Consider the following 19014-nt stretch of genomic DNA (forward strand, 5'->3'; position numbering starts at 1 on the left):
TCGGGGCAATCGGAATAATCGGAGTAGTACGTGCACATCAACCCGCTTCCCGGCATCGCTATCGGGCATACCACCTTGGAATCTTCCGGCTGCACCGTCTTGGTGTGCCCCAAGGGAGCCATCGCCGCGGTGGATGTGCGCGGCGGCGGGCCTGGCACCAGGGAAACTGATCTGCTCGAGGCGCACAATACCGTCGAGCGGGTGCACGCCATTGCCCTTTGTGGCGGCTCGGCGTTTGGTTTGCAGGCCGCCGGGGGAGTGATGAGGGAGCTTGAAGCAGCAGGCATCGGTTTTGCAGTACTTGGGCCTGATCGCCCAGGGCCTGTGGTGCCGATTGTTCCCGCGGCCGTCATTTTTGATCTCCTGCTCGGCGATGCCCATTGCCGCCCAGGTGAAGACGCCGGTGCCAGTGCCTGCCGGGAGGCTTTGGCACAGCAGCTTTTCGACGCCCCAGCACCCCCTTCTACTCAACCCAAAGGCCTGAATGCGCCGAAGGATAAAGCTGCCAACTCCCAGCACGAGACCCACTACTCAAGCAATATTGGTGCGGGCATGGCAGCTAGTGCTGGGAAGCTGCGCGGCGGTTTTGGCAGCGCCAGCGTGCAAGCAGGCTCCTGGCAGGTGCAAGCCCATATCGTGGCCAACCCGGTAGGCCATGTGGTGGATCCTTCCACCGGCAGGCTGTGGGGTGCGCCCTGGATGGATCCGGTGGATCCGGTGGCCTATGGGCAATTAGCAGGCCTGGAATCCAAGCTCAACACCACCATCGGTGTGATCACTACCGATGCCCCGCTGACGAAAGCCCAGGCCAAGCGCCTTGCAATGGTCGGCCACGATGGATTGGCGCGAGCCATCCGCCCCGCGCATTCGCCGCTCGACGGCGATACGCTCTTTGCGCTTTCTACCGGCGATGGCTCTGGTGTGAGCACCGAGGCGTTGCTTTCGCTTTCCATGGCCGCGGCTGATGCGGTGCAAGCAGCGATTGTGCAAGCGGTAGTGAATGCAGATGCAGGCTTTGGGCTTGAGAGCTATCGCTCGCTACGCTGCAAAGCATCATGAATATGTACCAGGGATATACACCGCAACCGGTAGTGGTTCGCAGAGGTGGCTTCGGCACCGGCATCGGGCTAGCCATTGGCTACCTCCTCACCATCTGGGCAGTGCACATTATCAACGTCTTCTTCTTCGGCGGCACCTTGGTGTACTTCGGTGTGCAGCCCCTCGATGTGTCTTCCCTGTGGCACATTTTCACCTCCCCGCTGGTGCATGGCTCCCTTGCCCACTTGGTGGCTAATTCGGTCCCTGGCGCCATTTTCTGTTTCCTCATTGGCTTTAGCGGTGCCAGGGCCTTCTGGGAGGTCACGGGCATTACCTGCATCGTCAGTGGTCTTGGAACGTGGTTTTTTGGCGGGGTAGGCACGTCGCATATCGGTGCCTCTGGTCTAATCTACGGCTGGCTTGCCTATTTGGTGGTTCGAGGAATCTTTAACCGCAGCTTTAACCAGGTAGCACTCGGTGTGGCACTGGCATTTATCTATGGCGGCTTGATCTGGGGCGTTTTGCCAACTGATGCAGGAGTGTCCTGGCAGGCGCACCTGTTTGGCGCTATCGGTGGTGTGATCGCTGGGGCCATCATCACCAGTGATGATCCACCGGCGTTGCAGGCAAAGCGCGCCCGCGAAGAACAACGCCGCCTCCAAAGCTGGCAGGGCTAAACGCTGCGCGGAGCAACTGCAGCGCTGGTGCGCAATCTGTAAGACGTTATCCTTCGATACACTGCCAGGTATGCCAGACCCATCCTCACCCATCGGCATTTTTGATTCCGGCCTTGGCGGGCTCACCGTGGCGCGCACCATTATGGAGCAGCTCCCGCATGAATCCGTGCACTATATCGGCGATACCGCCTTTGCCCCATACGGCCCTAAACCCATAGCCGAGGTGCGGCAACGCTCCATCGCTATTGGAGATGAGCTGATGGAACGCGGCGTGAAGATGATCGTGATCGCCTGCAACACCGCCACCTCAGCGGCTCTTCGAGACCTCCGCGAACGCTATGACGTGCCGGTGCTTGGGGTGATTTTGCCGGCTGTTCGCCGAGCAGTGGCTACCACCCGCAATGGCAAAGTGGGCGTGATCGGCACCGAGGGCACGATCAACTCTGGTGCCTATCAAGAACTATTTGCTGCCAGCCCCTCGGTAGAGGTCACGGCTGCTGCATGCCCCAGCTTTGTCAGCTTCGTGGAACGCGGCATTACTGCCGGCAGGCAGATCCTGGGTGTGGCACAGGGCTATCTCGAACCCTTGCAGGCCGCAGGCGTAGATACGCTCGTGCTGGGCTGTACCCACTACCCGCTGCTTACTGGCGTGATCCAATTGGCCATGGGCGATCACGTCACCTTAGTGTCTTCTGCCGAGGAGACGGCCAAAGATGTGCTGAGGGTGCTCAGCGATGCCGATATGCTCGCCGGTGAGCAGCACACACCTGCCCATCACTTCCATTCCACCGGTGATCCAGACACCTTCGCCCAATTAGCTACGCGCTTTTTAGGCCCGCATGTGAGCAACGTGGAACGCATCGCCACAACGTGATTCCTTCAACGTTGCAGGCGCATTGGTTTTATATTTGTGTGCCCACCGTGGCAAAGTTGCCAGTATGAAGGTGATCGTTCTTGGTAGCTCGGGTAGCGTTGGCGCGCCTGAGAACCCAGCCTCTGGCTACCTCATCCTTCCATCAACTGGCGCGGGTGTGCTGATGGATCTCGGCCCTGGGGTACTCGGCCAACTCCAGCGCCACCACGACCCCAACGATGCCCATGTGGTGTTTTCTCACCTCCATGCCGATCACTGCCTGGATTTCCCCTCGCTCATGGTATGGCGGCGTTACCACCCGCAGGCTCCAGCGGCCGGGCGCAACCTGCTGTTTGGCCCTGCAGCTACCTTTGATCACCTCGGGCGTTTAAGCGCCGATGAGCCAGATCAGATCGATGATATGTCTGATACCTTCGCCTTTAGTGCCTGGAAGGCGCATCAAACGGAGATCCTCGGCTCGGTCAATATCACTCCTTATCCCATGATCCACCCGGTGGAAACCTATGCCTTGCGCATTGAGGAACACCGCACTGGCGCCGTGCTGGCCTATTCGGGTGATACCGCCTGGACCAGCGAGCTGATCGAATGTGCCCGCGATGCGGACGTGCTCTTATGCGAGGCCACTTGGGGCGCAAGTAGCGAGGGCAAAGCACCCGATATGCATTTATCCGGCGCGGAGGCTGGGCGCATAGCACGCGAGGCCGGGGTAAAGCGGCTGGTGTTGGTGCATATTCCGCCGTGGGGTGACCCGGAGGCCGCTTTGGCTGCCGCCAGGGAAGAATTCTCAGGGCCTGTAGAGGTTTCCTATTCCGGCATGGAGATCGACTGCTAGAACGTTGCCACCTTGGGGTAGTGCATTGGGGCGCCGGGTACGCTTGGAAGCTATGAGTGAAACTTTCTCGCGTGCCGATGGGCGCGCCCTTGATCAGATGCGTCCTGTAAAGATCACCCGTGGCTTTACCACCAATCCGGCGGGCAGCGTGCTGATCGAATACGGCAATACCCGCGTGATGTGTACCGCCAGCGTTGAGCTGGGCGTGCCGCGCTTTAAAAAGGATTCCGGCGAGGGGTGGCTGACCGCCGAATACTCCATGCTTCCCGCCGCCACCCATGACCGCATGCGCCGCGAATCGATGGCCGGCAAGGTCAAAGGCCGCACCCACGAGATCTCCCGCCTGGTTGGGCGTTCTTTAAGGGCGGCCGTGGATCTTTCGCAGCTTGGCGAAAACACCATCAATATCGACTGCGATGTGCTGCAGGCCGATGGTGGCACGCGCACCGCCTCCATCACCGGTGCCTATGTTGCGCTTGCCGACGCCATCGCGCACCTCAAGGCAGAAGGCGTGGTTCCAGGCGAGCCCCTGCTGCCCCCGGTTGCTGCGGTGTCTGTTGGGCTTATCGACGGCCACGTTTGCCTCGATCTGCCCTATGAGGAAGATTCGCGTGCCGATGTGGACATGAACGTGATTATGACCGAGTCGGGGAAATTCGTAGAAATCCAGGGCACCGGCGAACACAACACCTTTGATCGCGAACAGCTCAACGCCCTGTTGGACTATGCAGAAAAGGGCTGCCGCGAGCTCATCGCCGCCCAAAAGGCCGCCTTGGCAGGGGAGTTGCGCTAAATGCAGGTGCTGCTTGCCTCCAATAACGCCAAGAAACTACGCGAGCTGCAAGCCATTGTGGATCAAGCCGGTATCCAAGGCGTTGAGGTTCTAGCCTTAAGCGATGTGCCGGCCTATGAAGAGCCCGTAGAAGACGGGCGCACCTTCAGCGATAATGCCTTGATTAAGGCGCGCGCCGGTGCCCGCCACACGGGGCTTGTGACGGTGGCCGATGATTCCGGTATCGCCGTCGAAGAACTCAATGGCATGCCGGGTGTGCTTTCTGCCAGGTGGAGTGGTGGACACGGAGATGACCAAGCCAATAACGAGCTGCTGCTGGGGCAGATGGCGCATGTACCAGAAAGCCGCCGAGGTGCCGCCTTTATCTCGGTGTGCGCACTCGTGACCCCAGATGGCACCGAGCATGTGGTGGAAGGTCGCTGGCCTGGCCGTTTGCTCAGCGCACCCCAGGGTGAGCATGGCTTTGGCTATGATCCGCTCTTTGTTCCGGCAGAAGAAGACGCCGCTGGAACCAAACGCAGCGCCGCTGAGCTTAGCCCCGAGGAGAAAAACGCGATCTCGCACCGCGGGCGTGCATTGGCCCAGCTTGTGCCAATTATCCAGTCCCTGGTCTAAGCAAGAAAAAGCAAAAGCCCGCCGGTAAAAAGGCGGGCTTTGTGCTTGCTGGCTTAAGAAAGCTGGAATTGTGCTTTGACTTCTTGGCGGCGCCAGTGCTCAACAAAAAATGAGAGGAAGGGGATGGTGCCGGCCAAGGCGGTGATCAGCCACTTGGTGGGCTCCCAGCGGGCCTTGGTGCCGAGGTTTAGGGTGGCCACCAGGTAGAGCATGTAGAACAGGCCGTGGAGCTGGCCAATCAGGCGAGTCCAACTGGGCATATCAATACCAACGAGGTATTCGAGCACCATGCGCCCGCACAGGATCAGCAGCCAAACACCTGTGACCCAGGCGGCGACGGAAAAGAGATTGAGCGCCTTGCGCACGCGAGCTTGGCGTTCGGGATGGACTTGGGGAGTGTTCGTCATGAAATTCCTCGGCAATGTGGTTTTAGCGATCTTCACCGCGGCGGCGGCGTCGCGGCTGCTGGAGCTGATTAAACTCCTCCACGCTGAGCTGTTCGCGCTGGGGGAGGAAGGATTGATCGATCTCGGTGATCGTCTGTGGGGTGTCGCTGGAAGTGGGCTGCGCGGTGGCGTCGAAAAGCTCCTCATCGGAGGCAAGTTTTTGGTTCTCGAACTCGACGAACTTCCGGTAGGCATACACAAAAAAGGCACCAAAGAACGGCCATTGCAGAGCGTAGCCAAGGTTTTGGAAGGTGCCAGAGCCCGACTGGAAGCGAGTCCATTGCCACCAGGCCAGCGAAAGGGTAGCGATCACGGCGAGGATGAGAAAAAGGATGTGCCAAAGCCGCACGCGAAATCGACGCGGCTGCGCAGAATCGGTAGGGCTAGGTTTCTCGGTGCTCACGGCTGCAGAGTCTACCCTTTCGGTGGTTGGCCATGTGCAACAAAGGTTGGTGTGGCCATTTGGTGCATTGAGGGCTCAAGGGTGTACCATGCCAACGAGCAACAACATCGCAGTTGTACTTGCGCCCGTGGCGGAATTGGCAGACGCGCTGGATTTAGGTTCCAGTGTCTTAGGACGTGAGAGTTCAAGTCTCTCCGGGCGCACCACACAGCACCGCCGTTTACGCTTGAAAGAAATTTCAGGCTGAGACGGCGGTTTTTTCCATCTACACTGGTTGCTATGGCAAAAGTGCGCAACCCCTGGTCCGACCTCTTCCAGCTCGATGGCAGCAAAGACGCCGACTGGCACAAACGCGAAGCGTTCTATAGCCAAAGCGATGCAGAAGCACTCGATGCCTTCCACGCCGACTTGCCCGAAGGCTCCACCGCCCGGGCAGACTTAAGCGTGCCACCGGAGCCTTTTGCCGGCAATATCTACTCGGCAACCGTGATCATGCTCGCCTCACACCCCACGGTGCTGGCAAATGGCGAGGCACTGGCCAACGAAACCTGGCAGAAGGCCTACCGCAAAAACCTCAACTCCGGCGGGCTCAAAGGCGGATTCTATTACGCCAAAAGCCTCGACACCCTCGAACTACCAGGGGCGCAGCCCTTACTCGGAGTGCGCAGGGTAGAAGAAGAGGAAAGCGAATCGGGCAAAACCCAGCGCGCCCAAGGCGGAATGCTCAGCCCGCTGCTCAATGATCTGGCACAGCGCATGGGCGAAGAAGGCTTTAATCACGCAAGCGATCAGGTCCGAGAAGAAATCGCGGCCAAGCTATATAAGAACTTCATGCTGATCAACCTCTTCCCCTACGCAGTGGATTACTCCCGGGAGGCGTTTGCGCACCAAGACGGGCAGTGGCTGCCAAGCCAGCGCTACCAACAAGCGCTAGTAAAACTCGGCCTCAAGCGCGCCAAGCAGGAAAAGCACCCACCATTGGTGATCGTAAGCAGGCGCCAACAAGAGTGGTACGAGATGGTGCCCAAGCTGCAGCACAAGTTTGGCAAGAAGCCGAAATCGCTGACCTTGATGCAACACCCCGGTTTGGTGCTCAGCCAAAGTGCGCTCGATTCCGTCAATGGCCGAGGTGCGTATAAGCAGGTGCTCAAGCGGCTTCGTGCTTGAGGGGGAGCGTGTTCGCAGGCTGTGGGGGCTGTGTTCGCTGGGTGTGTTCGCTGGCTGTGGGGGAGCCCGGCGCGCCGGGGGTGGCTCGGAGTAGGTGTTGCGTGGGTGAGTTTCCTAGAAAGCGTGGCTGTGCAGTAATTTTCACCTTGGTTATCTGAATCACAACCATGGATGGAAAGGGATACGCTGCACGATGACGGCAACCCAACAGCGACAAAGCCCAACGCTCAGCATGGGGCAGGGCGTCGCACTCATTTTTGGCACCAATATCGGTGCAGGCATTTTGAGCTTGCCCTATGCGGCAAGAAACGGTGGCTTCTTAGCGCTAATTATCGCGCTACTGCTGGCGGGAACGCTCACCACCATCGCCATGCTCTATATCGCCGAAGTTTCCTTGCGCACCTCCAAGCCCCTGCAATTGGCTGGTCTTGCAGAACGCTACCTCGGAGGCCTGGGGCGCTGGCTGGTCTTTGCAGCGGTGATGATCAATGCGATCGGAGCACTTACCGCATACGCCTCGGGTTCGGGATTGATCCTGCACAACCTCTTAGGTATTCCGCCGCTGCTTGGCTCCGTGGTCTTTTTCGCCCTCGGCTCGTTTGTGATGTTCAAAGGCCTCCACGCCACCGGTTGGGTAGAAGCAATGATCACCGCTGGTATGGCCACGATCATTTTCGTGCTCTGCTTCTGGACGATTCTCGGCCCTGGCATCAACTTTGAAAACCTGCTGGTGCTGCACCCATTTTTCATCATCCCGATTGTGAACCTGGCTATTTTCACCTTCATGGCCCAGTACATCGTGCCTGAACTTGCCCGAGGCCTCGATCACTCCAACCCAAGCGTGGTGCCCAAAACCATCACCGCCGGCATGGGTGTGACTGGCCTGGTTATCTCGCTGGTGCCTTTTGCTGCCCTCGGGTTCCTGGGCAAGAACGTCTCCGAGGTCGTGACCGTTTCTTGGGGTGAGGCGCTAGGCCCTGTGGCCTACTACGCGGCCAATATCTTCGCGCTTTTGGCCATGTTCACCTCCTTTATCGCCATTGGCTACACGGCGATGCGCAACGTGATTGATATTGGGCGCTGGGATGAGCACGGCCCTTTGCGTTGGCTCAGCCTTGGCGTGGTGGTGATCCCTCCCTTTGTTATCGCGCTGCTCAACCTTGGCGGATTTGCCGATGCGCTGGGCTACGCCGGCGGGTTTGCCGGAGCAATTATGACCACAGTGCCGGTGCTCTTGCTGCGCAAGGCGCGCGCCAATGGTGATCAGGAACCTGTGTGGAAAGTGACCTGGCAGGGCTCGCGGATCATCCAGGGCCTGTTGCTGCTCGAAGGTGCGATCGCGCTGTGCTATTCCCTTGGTTCACTGCTGCAGTTACTGCCTAAGGGCTGGTAGTAACTGCAGTGCTCTAGGCCTGAGTAGCGCCTGAGCAGCACTTGGGTCCCGTGCTGGCTGCTTGCTGTTTGGTGTTGGCTGCTTGCTGTTTGCCGTTTGGCAGCGGCCGGTGCTTGTAGCTGCTGGTGTGTGAAGGGGCTTAAGTATGTGATGTGGATTTCGCTTGAGGCGGGCTGTGTGTGCAGCCCGCCTTTCGGCTGTTAAAACGGTGAATCGGGGGTGGGTCGCTAGAGTATGAGCCATGAGTATTTCTCGGGTATTCGACGCCTATGTGGCAACGCGCGATGTGCCGGATGTGGAGTCCACCTTTGGCGAGCTCGATTTTGAATATGGTTGCGCCGCCCAGGGGGTAGAAGATGCATCTGAGGCAGTTGAGCGAGCCTCAGATTTCGTGTTTTCGCAGCTTGCGCAGGATTCTGGCGCTGATGCGAGGGGAGACGACGAGGGAATTTTCCAGCAGGATTCTCGGTTGTGCAAGAAAGATGCTGACCCGGCCGGGGGCGAAATATGACAAAACCCTCACCTTTTATGGCATATTTGTATTCCTAAACAAACGTACTTTGGGTGCTTTGTTGAGCTTAGCTTCGCCACAACGGCTCTAAACTCGAGAAAGCGCCACCCATCACTACAGGAGTATTTGCTGGTGAACGACCATAAACTCGCAGCCAACACCGCCCACGATGCCCCCCGTTTGGTCTCAACACTAAGCGATACCCCCTTCGCCCTCGTATTTGCAGGCCAAGGCGTGGACTGGTTGGAAACGCTGCGCGAGGCTCTGGCACAAGGCGCTACCCGCACCATCGAACCCATCGTGTCGGCAGCAGCCGAAAAACTCACCAACGTTGCAGACCAGATCATCGGCACCCGCCCCTTCGGCTTTGCCCCCTTGGACTGGGCCAAGCAAGCAGAGCTTGCACCCCAAGACCCGAATGCCGCAGCGCTGAGCGTGCCCGGCATTTTGGTGGCACAACTTGCCACCCTTGATGTGCTGGAACGCCAAGGCCTCGATATCGATGCAGCACAAGGCGTGATCGGCCACTCCCAGGGCGTGCTGGGCAAACTCGCCGTGGATGATCTTTCCAATGCCGCCGAAGTGCTCGCAGTCGCTGAACTCATCGGCGCAGCGATCAGCCGGCATGCCCACATCTGTGGCCTGCTCCGCCAAGGCGAGCTCGCCCCCATGATCTCCATCGCAGGAATCAGCAAGGAGCAACTGCAGCAGGCCATCGAGGCATCCTGTGAACACATCGAGCCATCCCAACGCCCCGTGATCGGGTTGCGAAATACTGCCAATAGCTACGTTCTGGTCGGCCGTCCCCAAGATAACCAGCGAGTGGTCGAACACCTCCAGGCCCAAGCCAAACGCTCCCAGGCAGAAATTGAGCAAAAGCTCCGCGGCGGCAGCGCATTTTCGCCAAAGATCCAAGCCCTGCCCATCGAAGTCGGCTTCCACCACCCGCTCATGGCAGAAGGCGTAGAGCAGGTCGTGGCCTGGGCATCAGCAGCCGGTATCGATTCCGCGCTTGCCCGACAAGCAGCAGAGGCCGTGATGCTCAACCCCGTGGACTGGCCCGCGCAGATCCACGCCCAGCTTGAAGGTGGTGCGCGCTGGTTCCTCGACGTAGGCCCAGCCGAAGGCGTGAGCGCGCTCAGCGCCCAAATTCTCAAAGGCAGTGGGGCAGCCAGCCTCGCCGTTGCTACCCAAGCCGGACAAGCAAAGCTTTTCGACGCCGGCCAAGCCCCAGCACTTCCCGTGCCATATAGTGCCTTCGCCCCGAAACTTCATCGCGCAGTAGACGGCAGCGTGCGAATCGCCACAAAGTTCACCAACACCACCGGCCGCAGCCCCATCTTGCTGGCCGGCATGACACCTACCACCGTGGATCCCGGCATCGTGGCAGCCGCAGCCAATGCTGGGCACTGGGCCGAATTGGCTGGTGGTGGGCAAGTGACCCCCGAGATCCTCGAAGCCAATATTGAAAAGCTCAGCTCCTTGCTCGAGCCGGGCGTGAATGCCCAATTCAACTCGATGTTCCTCGATCCCTATCTGTGGAAGATGCAGATCGGTGGCAAACGCCTCGTGCCAAAGGCCAGGAAAAACGGTGCCCCCATCGACGGCATTGTCATTACCGCTGGCCTGCCAGAACACGATGATGCCGTAGCGCTAGTGCGCGAATTGCGCGCCGAGGGCTTCCCCTGGATCGCCTTCAAACCAGGTGCGCTGAAGCATATTCGCAAGGTCTTGGCCATCGCCGCCGATGTGCCCGACGTGCCGATCATCATGCACGTCGAAGGCGGAAAAGCCGGCGGGCACCACTCCTGGGAAGACCTAGACGAGCTGCTCATCGGTTCCTATGACGATATCCGCGCCCATGACAATGCCATCTTGTGTGTTGGCGGCGGCATCGGCACCCCAGAACGCGCCGCCGATTATCTCACCGGCAGTTGGGCCAGGCGCTACGGGCTGCCAGATATGCCCGTAGACGGCATCCTCGTTGGCACCGCAGCGATGGCCACCAAAGAAGCAACGACCTCTGAAGCCGTCAAGCAACTGCTGGTAGAAACCCCCGGCTCAAGCCAGTGGGTGCCAGCAGGAGGTGCTGCATCCGGCATGGCTTCAGGGCGCTCCCAACTCGGTGCCGATATCCACGAGATTGATAATTCCTTCGCCCGCGCCGGGCGCCTACTGGACCAGGTTGCCGGCGATGCAGAAGCAGTGGAGCAACAGCGCGAAGAGATCATTGAAGCCATTGCCAAAACTGCCAAACCCTACTTTGGCGACGTCCACGCGATGACCTACCAGCAGTGGCTGGAACGCTACCTGGAATTATCAGGTCCCTACCAAGGCAAGTGGACCGATCAAAGCTGGGCTGATCGCTTTGCCAAGATGCTCGAACGCACCGAGGCACGCCTGCACCCCCAGGATCACGGGGAATTTGATGCCCAGGTCACCTTCGATGTGGATGATCCACACGCCAGCCTCAAGTCCCTGCTCGAGCACTACCCGGGTGCTGCCTCACAGCAGCTGCACCCAGCAGATGTGGCATGGTTCTTGCAATTAGCACGCACCCCCGGCAAGCCGGTGAATTTTGTGCCCGTGATTGATCAAGATGTGCGCCGTTGGTGGCGCTCAGACTCCCTGTGGCAATCCCACGATGAGCGCTATAGCGCCGATCAAGTAGCAATTATCCCCGGCATCGAGGCCGTGGCCGGCATTGATCGAGCCAATGAGCCGGTAGCAGAACTCTTTGCCCGCTTCATCCAGGCCACCCAACAAAGGCTTGAAGGCCAAGAAGCCTCCCAAGACTCAGCGCTCGAGGCCTTTATCCAAGCCCCGGATATTTCCTGGGCAGGCAGGATCAGCACCAACCCTGTGCACCGCCTTGGTGGCGTCGAACAGTGGCATCTTGGCAAAGAAGAAGCCACCCACCCTGCAAGTGGCGCGGTGCTGCGTCTCACCGGGCCTGAACGGGCGGCCTTAGATGTGCCCCTGAACGCATCCGCGGCGCTTACCTTGCCGTTGACGCTCAATCCTGTTCCTGGCGGCGCGCCGTTGCTCAGCCGCGAAGATGCAGAAGCCGCCATGGATGAGCTGTGCCGCATCGCCGCAGGCGGGCAGCTACCAAAGGTCAGCTTGAACGACGGCGTGGTCAGCGCCAATTGGCAAGCCGAGCTTTCAGCAACCGATATTGCCGATTACCGCAATGTCACTGAATCCCACCTGCCCGCAGGCATCACCGCGGCAGGTGTAGCCCCCGATGTGCTGGTGGGCAAAGCCTGGCCTGCGATTTTCGCAACAGTTGCGGCTGCTCGCGTCCCCGGCAACGACGCAGCGCGCGCAGTAGAGGGCATGCTCAACCTGGTGCACCTCGAGCACCACATCACCATGCTCGACGACCGTATCGTGCACCCAGGATCGCATATTGAGATTCAGGCACGCGCGGAAGAAGTACACGACACCACCATTGGGCGCCTCGTGCTGATTCGCGCGGAGCTTTTCGTGGATGAAACGCTATGCGCCAAACTCTCAGAGCGCATGGCCATTCGTGGACGCCGCGGCTCCGATGTCGCTAGAACAAATACCTCGGCGCTTCCCAGTGTGGCCGATGCACCGCGCTCATTTAGGGCCCAAGCTATACTCCGCGCACCACAATCCATGCATGCGTTTGCGGCAGTATCGGGTGATCACAATCCCATCCACACCTCAGATACCGCAGCAGCACTTGCCGGTTTGCCGGGTGTGATTGTGCATGGCATGTGGACCTCCGCCATGGCGGAACTGGTGGCATCGAGCGCCTATGCAGATGAGACTGTGAGCACCCCGGCTGCCAAGATCAAGGAATTTACCGCCACCATGCTTGCCCCCGTGCTGCCCGGGCAAGAAATCGAGTTTGTGGTAGAACGCAGTGGCATTGATACCCGCCCTGGCTGTGGGGAAGTACGAGAAGTTACCGCCACCGTCGATGGCACGGTAGTGCTCAGTGCCACCGCAGTGATGGCTCAGGCACGCACCTTCTATGCCTTCCCTGGACAAGGAATTCAACACCAGGGCATGGGCATGGAGGCACGCGCTCGCAGTGCCGCCGCCCGCGAGGTGTGGGAGCGTGCCGATGCGCATACCCGCAACCAGCTCGGCTTCTCTGTGCTGCACATCGTGGAACACAACCCCACTGAGGTAAGGGTGCAAGGAGAAACTTTCACCCACCCCAAGGGAGTGCTGTTTCTTACGCAATTTACTCAGGTGGCCATGGCTACGCTCGGCGTTGCGCAGGTGGCAGAAATGCGCGAAGCCGGCGTGCTGCAAGAACGTGCATTCTTTGCCGGGCACTCGGTGGGCGAATATAACGCACTTGCGGCCTTCGCAGGCGTGTTGAGCTTGGAAAATGTACTGGAAATTGTCTACCGCCGTGGGCTTACCATGCACCGATTGGTGCAGCGCGATGAAGAGGGCAATTCCAACTATGGCCTTGCCGCGTTGCGTCCCCACAAGATGGGTTTGAGCGCCTCAGAAGTCTTTGAATATGTCCAGCAGTGCAGCGAAGCCTCGGGCGAATTCCTCGAGATTGTGAACTTCAACCTCGAAGGCAAACAGTACGCAGTGGCGGGCACAGCCAAGGGCCTTCGCGCCCTGGCCGCTGATGCTGAATCCCGGGCTCCTGGTGCGCGCGCCTTTATCCAGATCCCCGGCATCGATGTGCCCTTCCACTCCACGCAGTTGCTCGATGGTGTGGATGATTTCCGCGAGCACCTCGATCAACTCATCCCCGAAGACGTCGATCTTGATGTGCTGGTTGGGCACTATGTGCCCAACTTGGTGGCTCGCCCCTTCGAGCTCAGCAAGGAGTTCATTCAGGCCATGTGCGATGTGGTGGATGCCCCGGTGCTGCACCGCATCATGGAAGATTTTGATACCTGGGCCAACAACCCCGTCAAGCTGGGCAGAACGCTGCTGGTGGAATTGCTGGCCTGGCAATTTGCCTCGCCGGTGCGCTGGATTGAAACCCAAGATCTGCTGCTGGATGCCGAAGCAGCCGGCGGCCTTGGGGTCGAGCGTTTCGTTGAAGTTGGCGTAGCCAATGCGCCCACCTTGTCTAACTTGCTTGCTCAAACCCAGGCGCTTGCAAAGCACCGTGATGCCCACGTTGAGATCCTCAACGTGGAGCGCGATCGCGCCATCGTTTTTGCCACCGATGAATTACAGCGCGCCGTGAGCGAATCCCCGGAGGCTGGGCAAGAGCAACACACCACTGCCCCCGAGCCAGATGCTGCGGTGCAAGCTGTAAACCAGCAGCCCACCGAGGTGGCCCCGGCGGCACCAAGTGGCGCGGCGCGCCCAGAAGATCTCAGCTTTGGCCCTGCAGAAGCAACGGCGATGCTCATCGCGCTGTGGACGAAGGTGCGCCCGGATCAAATGGCGCCCAATGATTCCATCGAGGCGCTGGTAGAAGGCGTATCTTCTCGCCGAAACCAGTTGCTCTTGGACCTCGGCGTGGAGTTTGGCCTTGGTGCCATCGATGGTGCCGCCGATGCGGAATTAGCGGATCTGAAAGCCACGCTCAACCGCATGGCCAAGGGCTATAGCCCCTTTGGTCCAGTGCTCAGCGATGCCATTAGCGATGCACTTCGACGCATCACCGGCCCTACCGGCAAGCGCCCTGGGTATATTGCCGAGCGCGTCGGGCAGACGTGGGAGTTAGGTCCCGGCTGGGTTCAGCACGTTACTGCGGCAGTGGTGCTTGGTGCCCGCGAGGGCGCGTCGCTGCGAGGTGGCGATCTTGCCACCTTAAGCCCAGCCGCGCCTTCGAGTGCCTCCGAGCTGGATTCGCTTATCGACGAAGCCGTCAAAACCGTAGCCGCTGCCCACGGCGTGCAGGTGTCGCTTCCCGGCGGCAGTGGTGCAGGCGGTGGCGTGGTGGATTCTGCAGCCCTGGGCGCATTTGCCGAGCAGGTCACTGGCGAACAAGGCGTACTTGCAGCAACGGCGCGCACCATCTTGGAAAACCTTGGCCTCAACGATGCATCCAGCCATGACTTCGACCCGAACGATGGCGATGCAGCGGTAGTAGAGCTCGTAACTAAGGAACTCGGCTCAGATTGGCTGCGCCAAGTTGCCCCAAGTTTTGATGCCAAGAAAGCCACGCTCATCGACGATCGCTGGGCCAGTGCCCGAGAGGATCTCTCCCGTATTGCAGCAGGCGAGCAACTCGATGTGTCCTTCCGTGGCGCAGGCGAGATCGTGGCTGTCCAAGCCGAGTACTTAGGCCTTGATTGGGCAGCGCAGCAGGCCCGCGATCACTCGAAGCTGGATTACGCCGATGATGTAGCCGTTGTTAGCGGTGCATCACCTGGCTCCATTGCTACCGCCGTGGTTGAACGCCTGCTCGCCGGTGGGGCAACGGTGGTGCTGAGCACCTCTTCGCTCAACCATGATCGCCTGGAGTTTTATAAGCAGCTCTATCGTGGCGCAGCCCAAGGCCAGGCCGCGCTGTGGGTGGTGCCGGCTAATCTTTCCTCCTTTAGCGATCTCGACGCCTTGGTGGAATGGATTGGTACTGAGCAGGTAGTCACCGTCAATGGTGCATCCAAGGTGCTCAAGCCTGCGTTGGTGCCCACGCTGCTCTTCCCATTTGCAGCACCTCGCGTATCTGGTTCCCTGATGCAGGCAGGCGCGCAATCTGAGCTACAGATGCGCCTCTTGCTCTGGTCGGTCGAACGCCTCATCGCTGGTCTCAGCGGGATCGGCCACGGCACGCACGTGGGCGAACGCCTGCATGTGGTGCTGCCCGGTTCGCCTAACCGTGGTCGCTTCGGCGGCGATGGTGCCTATGGCGAATCCAAGGCTGCCCTTGATGCGCTGGTGAATCGCTGGAATGCAGAAAGCTCCTGGCAGCCCCACACCTCCTTGGTGCACATGCACATCGGTTGGGTTCGTGGCACAGGGCTCATGGGCGGCAACGATCCGCTGGTCGAGGCCGTGGAAGCCGCAGGTGTGCAAACCTATTCCACTCAAGAAATGGCCGAGAAGCTCGTGCAGCAGATCAGCCCTGAGGTGCGCGCTCAAGCAGCAAAAACGCCGGTAGTAGTAGATGCCACAGGTGGCCTTGGGCAATCGGATGTGAATTTGTCTGAGCTTGCCCAAAAGGTGCGTGCCCAACTTGGCGAGCAGGGGGACGTCGAAAAGCTAGAAGCAAAGATTCAAGCACTGCCGAATCTTCCAGAAGTGCTCACCGGCAATGCCCCAGACTTCCAGGGGCAAGTCAGCCAGTCGCTCGAAGATATGGTGGTGATTGTTGGAGCAGGCGAGCTCGGGCCTTGGGGTTCGGCGCGCACGCGTTTCGAAGCCGAGCTCCACGGTGACCTTTCTGCTGCGGGTGTGGCCGAATTGGCCTGGACCATGGGGCTAATTCACTGGGATGAGGACCCGAAGCCCGGCTGGTACGACCAAGATGATCAACCGGTTGAAGAGGCCGAAATCTACCAGCGCTTCCACGATGAGGTGCTCGCCCGGGTTGGTGTGCGCCGCTACCACAATGACTTTGGCATGGTCGATAACCTCGCGCCCGAGCTGACGAATGTCTACCTCGACCGAGATTTGAGCTTCAACGTCGCCGATGAGGCCGCCGCGCGCAGCTTCGTGGAATCAGAACCGGAAAGCACCACCGCGCTTTTCGACGAAACCTCTGGCGAATGGGTAGTGACGCGCAAAGCGGGTTCTGCTGTTCGCGTACCAAGGCGCATGGCCATGAGCCGCTTTGTGGGCGGCCAGATCCCTGAAGGCTTCGATCCTTCCGTCTACGGCATTCCCGCCGATATGGTGGATAACCTCGACCGCGTGGCGCTATGGAACATCGTGTGCACCGTCGATGCCTTCCTCAGCGCAGGCTTTAGCCCAGCAGAGCTTCTGGCAGCCATGCACCCGGCGCGCGTGTCTTCTACCCAGGGCACGGGGCTTGGCGGCATGCAGTCGATGCGTTCTTTGTATATCGACGGCATGTTGGCTGAACCTCGCCAAAACGACATCCTCCAAGAAGCCCTGCCCAACGTGATGGCAGCACATGTGATGCAGTCCTATGTGGGTGGCTATGGCCAGATGATCCACCCCGTGGCGGCATGTGCCACGGCCGCGGTGTCGGTGGAAGAAGGCGTGGATAAGATCAAGCTCGGCAAGTCCGACTTTGTGGTAGCCGGTGGCTACGATGATCTCTCCATCGAGGGCATCACCGGATTCGGTGATATGGCAGCCACGGCCGATTCCAATGAACTCGCAGCCAAGGGTATTGAAGAACGCTACTTCTCTCGGGCCAATGATCGCCGGCGCGCAGGCTTTGTTGAATCCGCAGGTGGCGGCACCGTGCTGCTTGCCCGCGGCTCCGTGGCAGCAGATCTTGGCCTGCCGGTGCTTGGCGTGATCGGCTTTGCAGAATCTTTCGCCGATGGTGCCCACCAATCCATCCCTGCCCCAGGCCTCGGTGCCCTGGGCGCGGCACGAGGCGGAAGCGATTCCCGCCTTGCCCGGGCACTCCAGCAGGTAGGTGTGAGCGCAGACGACGTAAAGATCGTGAGCAAGCACGATACGTCTACCAACGCCAATGACCCCAACGAATCCGATCTGCACGAGCGCATCGCGCGTGCCATTGGCCGAAGCGAGGGCAACCCGCTGTATGTGATCTCTCAAAAGACACTCACCGGCCACGCCAAGGGTGGGGCAGCGGCCTTCCAGCTCGTGGGGCTCACCCAGGTGCTGGCCACGGGCATGGTGCCGGCGAATATGAGCCTGGATTGTGTGGATCCGGTGCTTGCAGAAAATGAGCACCTGGTGTGGTTGCGTCACCCCCTCGACCTTTCACACCAAGCGCCCAAGGCAGGTTTTGTTACCTCACTTGGTTTCGGTCACGTCTCTGCGCTGATTGCCGTGGTGCACGCTGGTGCTTTCGAGGCAGCATTGCTTGCCCAACGCGGCGACAAAGCACTGCAGCAATGGCGTTCACGCGCCCATGCAAGGCTGTACCAGGGTGCTAGAACCGTGCTCGAAGGCATGTATGGGGTAGCAACGCTGTATGAGCGCCCCAAAGACCGCAACCTTGGCAATGTGAGCGCCAAGCAGCAAAAGGAACGAGAGGCAGCCATCTTGCTGGATGAAAAAGCCCGCTTGATCGAAGGCGTGCTGAGAACTCACTAGGCCTTTGATGCTTTGGCCCCACCTTGAGGCAACCGCCGGGTGGGGCCTTTCCTTTTGGTGAAAAACTGACTGTGCCACACTACAGGCATGGTCATTGGCACAGATTTGGTGTTCGTTCCCGAGTTTGCCCGCCAGCTCGAGGTGCCCGGAAGTCGATTTGAGGCGGTATTTAGCGCCCAGGAACTTCGAGTGGCAGGGCAAAAGGCTGATCGCGCCCAGCACCTCGCCGGCCGCTGGGCAGCGAAAGAGGCATTCATCAAAGCCTGGGGGCAATCACGCTATGGCCAGCCGCCACTGCTTGAAGATGCACCATCGGTGTGGGCCGAAATTGAGGTGATACCGGATGCGTTTGGGCGCGTGGCGTATCGCTTTCACGGCCACGTAGCCGAGCATCTTTCGCAGGCCAAGGTGGCCTTGAGTATCTCGCATGATGGTGATTATGCGATTGCACAGTGTTTGCTCGAGGTGGGCTAATTCTGCGCTGCGTCGAAGAGGTAGGCGAGGATCATGCGCTTGATTTCACGGACCGTCGTGTCAAAGCGAGCGTCATCGATGACCGCGAAATTCAACAGTGAGGTCATGGTGTGCACCAAGATGCGTGCAAGATCGCCACGCTCGGCGTCGCTACGCTGCGGGGCAAGGGGTTGAATAACCTGGCCGAGCAGCTCTAAAAGCGGGGCTTCAGTGGCAGCAGCCGTCGCACGCGTCGCAGGGGTGGACTGCACCGCATGCCACACCGCCCTGCGTGAAGGGTCTGCGCGCCACATTAGCGCCAGGTGATCGATGAGCTCATCTAACACCACAGGCCACTGCACGCCGGGGACTTGCTGGGCAAAACGTTGCATCTCTGCAATGGCGCCGGCGGTATCTTGGCGGTCGAGTTCGCAGATGAGTACGTACTTGTTGGCAAAGAAGCGATAAATGGTGCCAATGGGAACGCCCGCGCGTTTCGAAACCTCATCGAAGGTAAAAGACTCAAAGCCTTGCTCTACCAGCACCGCTCGTGCCGCGGTGAGGATTCTTTCAAAGGACTCCCGGCTGCGCTGTTGGGCTGGGCGCCGCCGAGGCACCAAAATTTCGCTCATACTCAATGCACC

Annotated in this window: 14 protein-coding genes and 1 tRNA gene; 12 read left to right on the forward strand and 3 right to left on the reverse strand. The window is 59.6% G+C overall.

Annotated elements, in window-relative coordinates:
• Positions 1–30: 30 nt before the first annotated feature.
• The 6 genes from CPPEL_RS02340 to rdgB all read left to right on the forward strand — a co-directional run bounded on the left by CPPEL_RS02340 (position 31) and on the right by rdgB (position 4829).
• Complete coding sequence (locus CPPEL_RS02340; protein WP_123959630.1) at positions 31–1059, forward strand: P1 family peptidase; 1029 nt, start codon at positions 31–33, stop codon at positions 1057–1059.
• Complete coding sequence (locus CPPEL_RS02345; protein WP_123959631.1) at positions 1056–1715, forward strand: rhomboid family intramembrane serine protease; 660 nt, start codon at positions 1056–1058, stop codon at positions 1713–1715. Before CPPEL_RS02340 ends, CPPEL_RS02345 begins: the two co-directional genes overlap by 4 nt.
• A 70-nt stretch (positions 1716–1785) precedes the next feature.
• The gene (murI, locus tag CPPEL_RS02350) at positions 1786–2589 is read left to right on the forward strand and encodes a glutamate racemase (RefSeq protein ID WP_123959632.1); all 804 of its coding nucleotides are present in this window, start codon (positions 1786–1788) and stop codon (positions 2587–2589) included.
• 64 nt (positions 2590–2653) lie between these two features.
• Positions 2654–3421: an MBL fold metallo-hydrolase gene (locus CPPEL_RS02355; protein ID WP_123959633.1), complete on the forward strand. Its 768-nt coding sequence runs from the start codon at positions 2654–2656 to the stop codon at positions 3419–3421.
• A gap of 52 nt (positions 3422–3473) precedes the next feature.
• A complete protein-coding gene (gene rph / locus CPPEL_RS02360; protein ID WP_123959634.1) occupies positions 3474–4214 on the forward strand; it encodes a ribonuclease PH in 741 nt (246 codons plus the stop codon).
• A complete protein-coding gene (gene rdgB / locus CPPEL_RS02365) occupies positions 4215–4829 on the forward strand; it encodes an RdgB/HAM1 family non-canonical purine NTP pyrophosphatase (protein ID WP_123959635.1) in 615 nt (204 codons plus the stop codon).
• Positions 4830–4882: 53 nt separating this feature from the next.
• On the opposite strand, the gene CPPEL_RS02370 is transcribed toward rdgB, so the two are convergent.
• Complete coding sequence (locus CPPEL_RS02370; RefSeq protein ID WP_123959636.1) at positions 4883–5236, reverse strand: DUF3817 domain-containing protein; 354 nt, start codon at positions 5234–5236, stop codon at positions 4883–4885.
• 22 nt (positions 5237–5258) lie between these two features.
• Positions 5259–5678, reverse strand: coding sequence for a hypothetical protein (locus CPPEL_RS02375; RefSeq protein WP_123959637.1), 420 nt, complete (start codon positions 5676–5678; stop codon positions 5259–5261).
• 121 nt (positions 5679–5799) lie between these two features.
• Between CPPEL_RS02375 and CPPEL_RS02380 the strand changes: the two genes are divergently transcribed.
• The 6 genes from CPPEL_RS02380 to acpS all read left to right on the forward strand — a co-directional run bounded on the left by CPPEL_RS02380 (position 5800) and on the right by acpS (position 18391).
• A tRNA-Leu gene (locus CPPEL_RS02380) sits at positions 5800–5884 on the forward strand.
• A gap of 73 nt (positions 5885–5957) precedes the next feature.
• The gene (locus tag CPPEL_RS02385; RefSeq protein WP_123959638.1) at positions 5958–6845 is read left to right on the forward strand and encodes a hypothetical protein; all 888 of its coding nucleotides are present in this window, start codon (positions 5958–5960) and stop codon (positions 6843–6845) included.
• Between the two features lie 193 nt (positions 6846–7038).
• Positions 7039–8238, forward strand: a complete 1200-nt coding sequence (locus CPPEL_RS02390; protein WP_123959639.1) for an aromatic amino acid transport family protein — start codon at positions 7039–7041, stop codon at positions 8236–8238.
• A gap of 241 nt (positions 8239–8479) precedes the next feature.
• Positions 8480–8749 carry a hypothetical protein gene (locus tag CPPEL_RS02395; protein WP_123959640.1) on the forward strand — a complete coding sequence of 90 codons (270 nt, stop codon included), beginning with the start codon at positions 8480–8482 and terminating at the stop codon, positions 8747–8749.
• Between the two features lie 132 nt (positions 8750–8881).
• On the forward strand, positions 8882–17917 hold the full coding sequence (locus tag CPPEL_RS02400; protein WP_123959641.1) for a type I polyketide synthase: 9036 nt from the start codon (positions 8882–8884) through the stop codon (positions 17915–17917).
• 87 nt (positions 17918–18004) lie between these two features.
• Positions 18005–18391 carry a holo-ACP synthase AcpS gene (acpS, locus tag CPPEL_RS02405; RefSeq protein ID WP_123959642.1) on the forward strand — a complete coding sequence of 129 codons (387 nt, stop codon included), beginning with the start codon at positions 18005–18007 and terminating at the stop codon, positions 18389–18391.
• On the opposite strand, the gene CPPEL_RS02410 is transcribed toward acpS, so the two are convergent.
• Positions 18388–19002, reverse strand: a complete 615-nt coding sequence (locus tag CPPEL_RS02410; protein ID WP_123959643.1) for a TetR/AcrR family transcriptional regulator — start codon at positions 19000–19002, stop codon at positions 18388–18390. The two genes, acpS and CPPEL_RS02410, sit on opposite strands and share 4 nt — an antisense overlap.
• Positions 19003–19014: the final 12 nt, after the last annotated feature.

The sequence above is a fragment of the Corynebacterium pseudopelargi genome, assembly GCF_003814005.1.
Taxonomy (GTDB): domain Bacteria; phylum Actinomycetota; class Actinomycetes; order Mycobacteriales; family Mycobacteriaceae; genus Corynebacterium; species Corynebacterium pseudopelargi.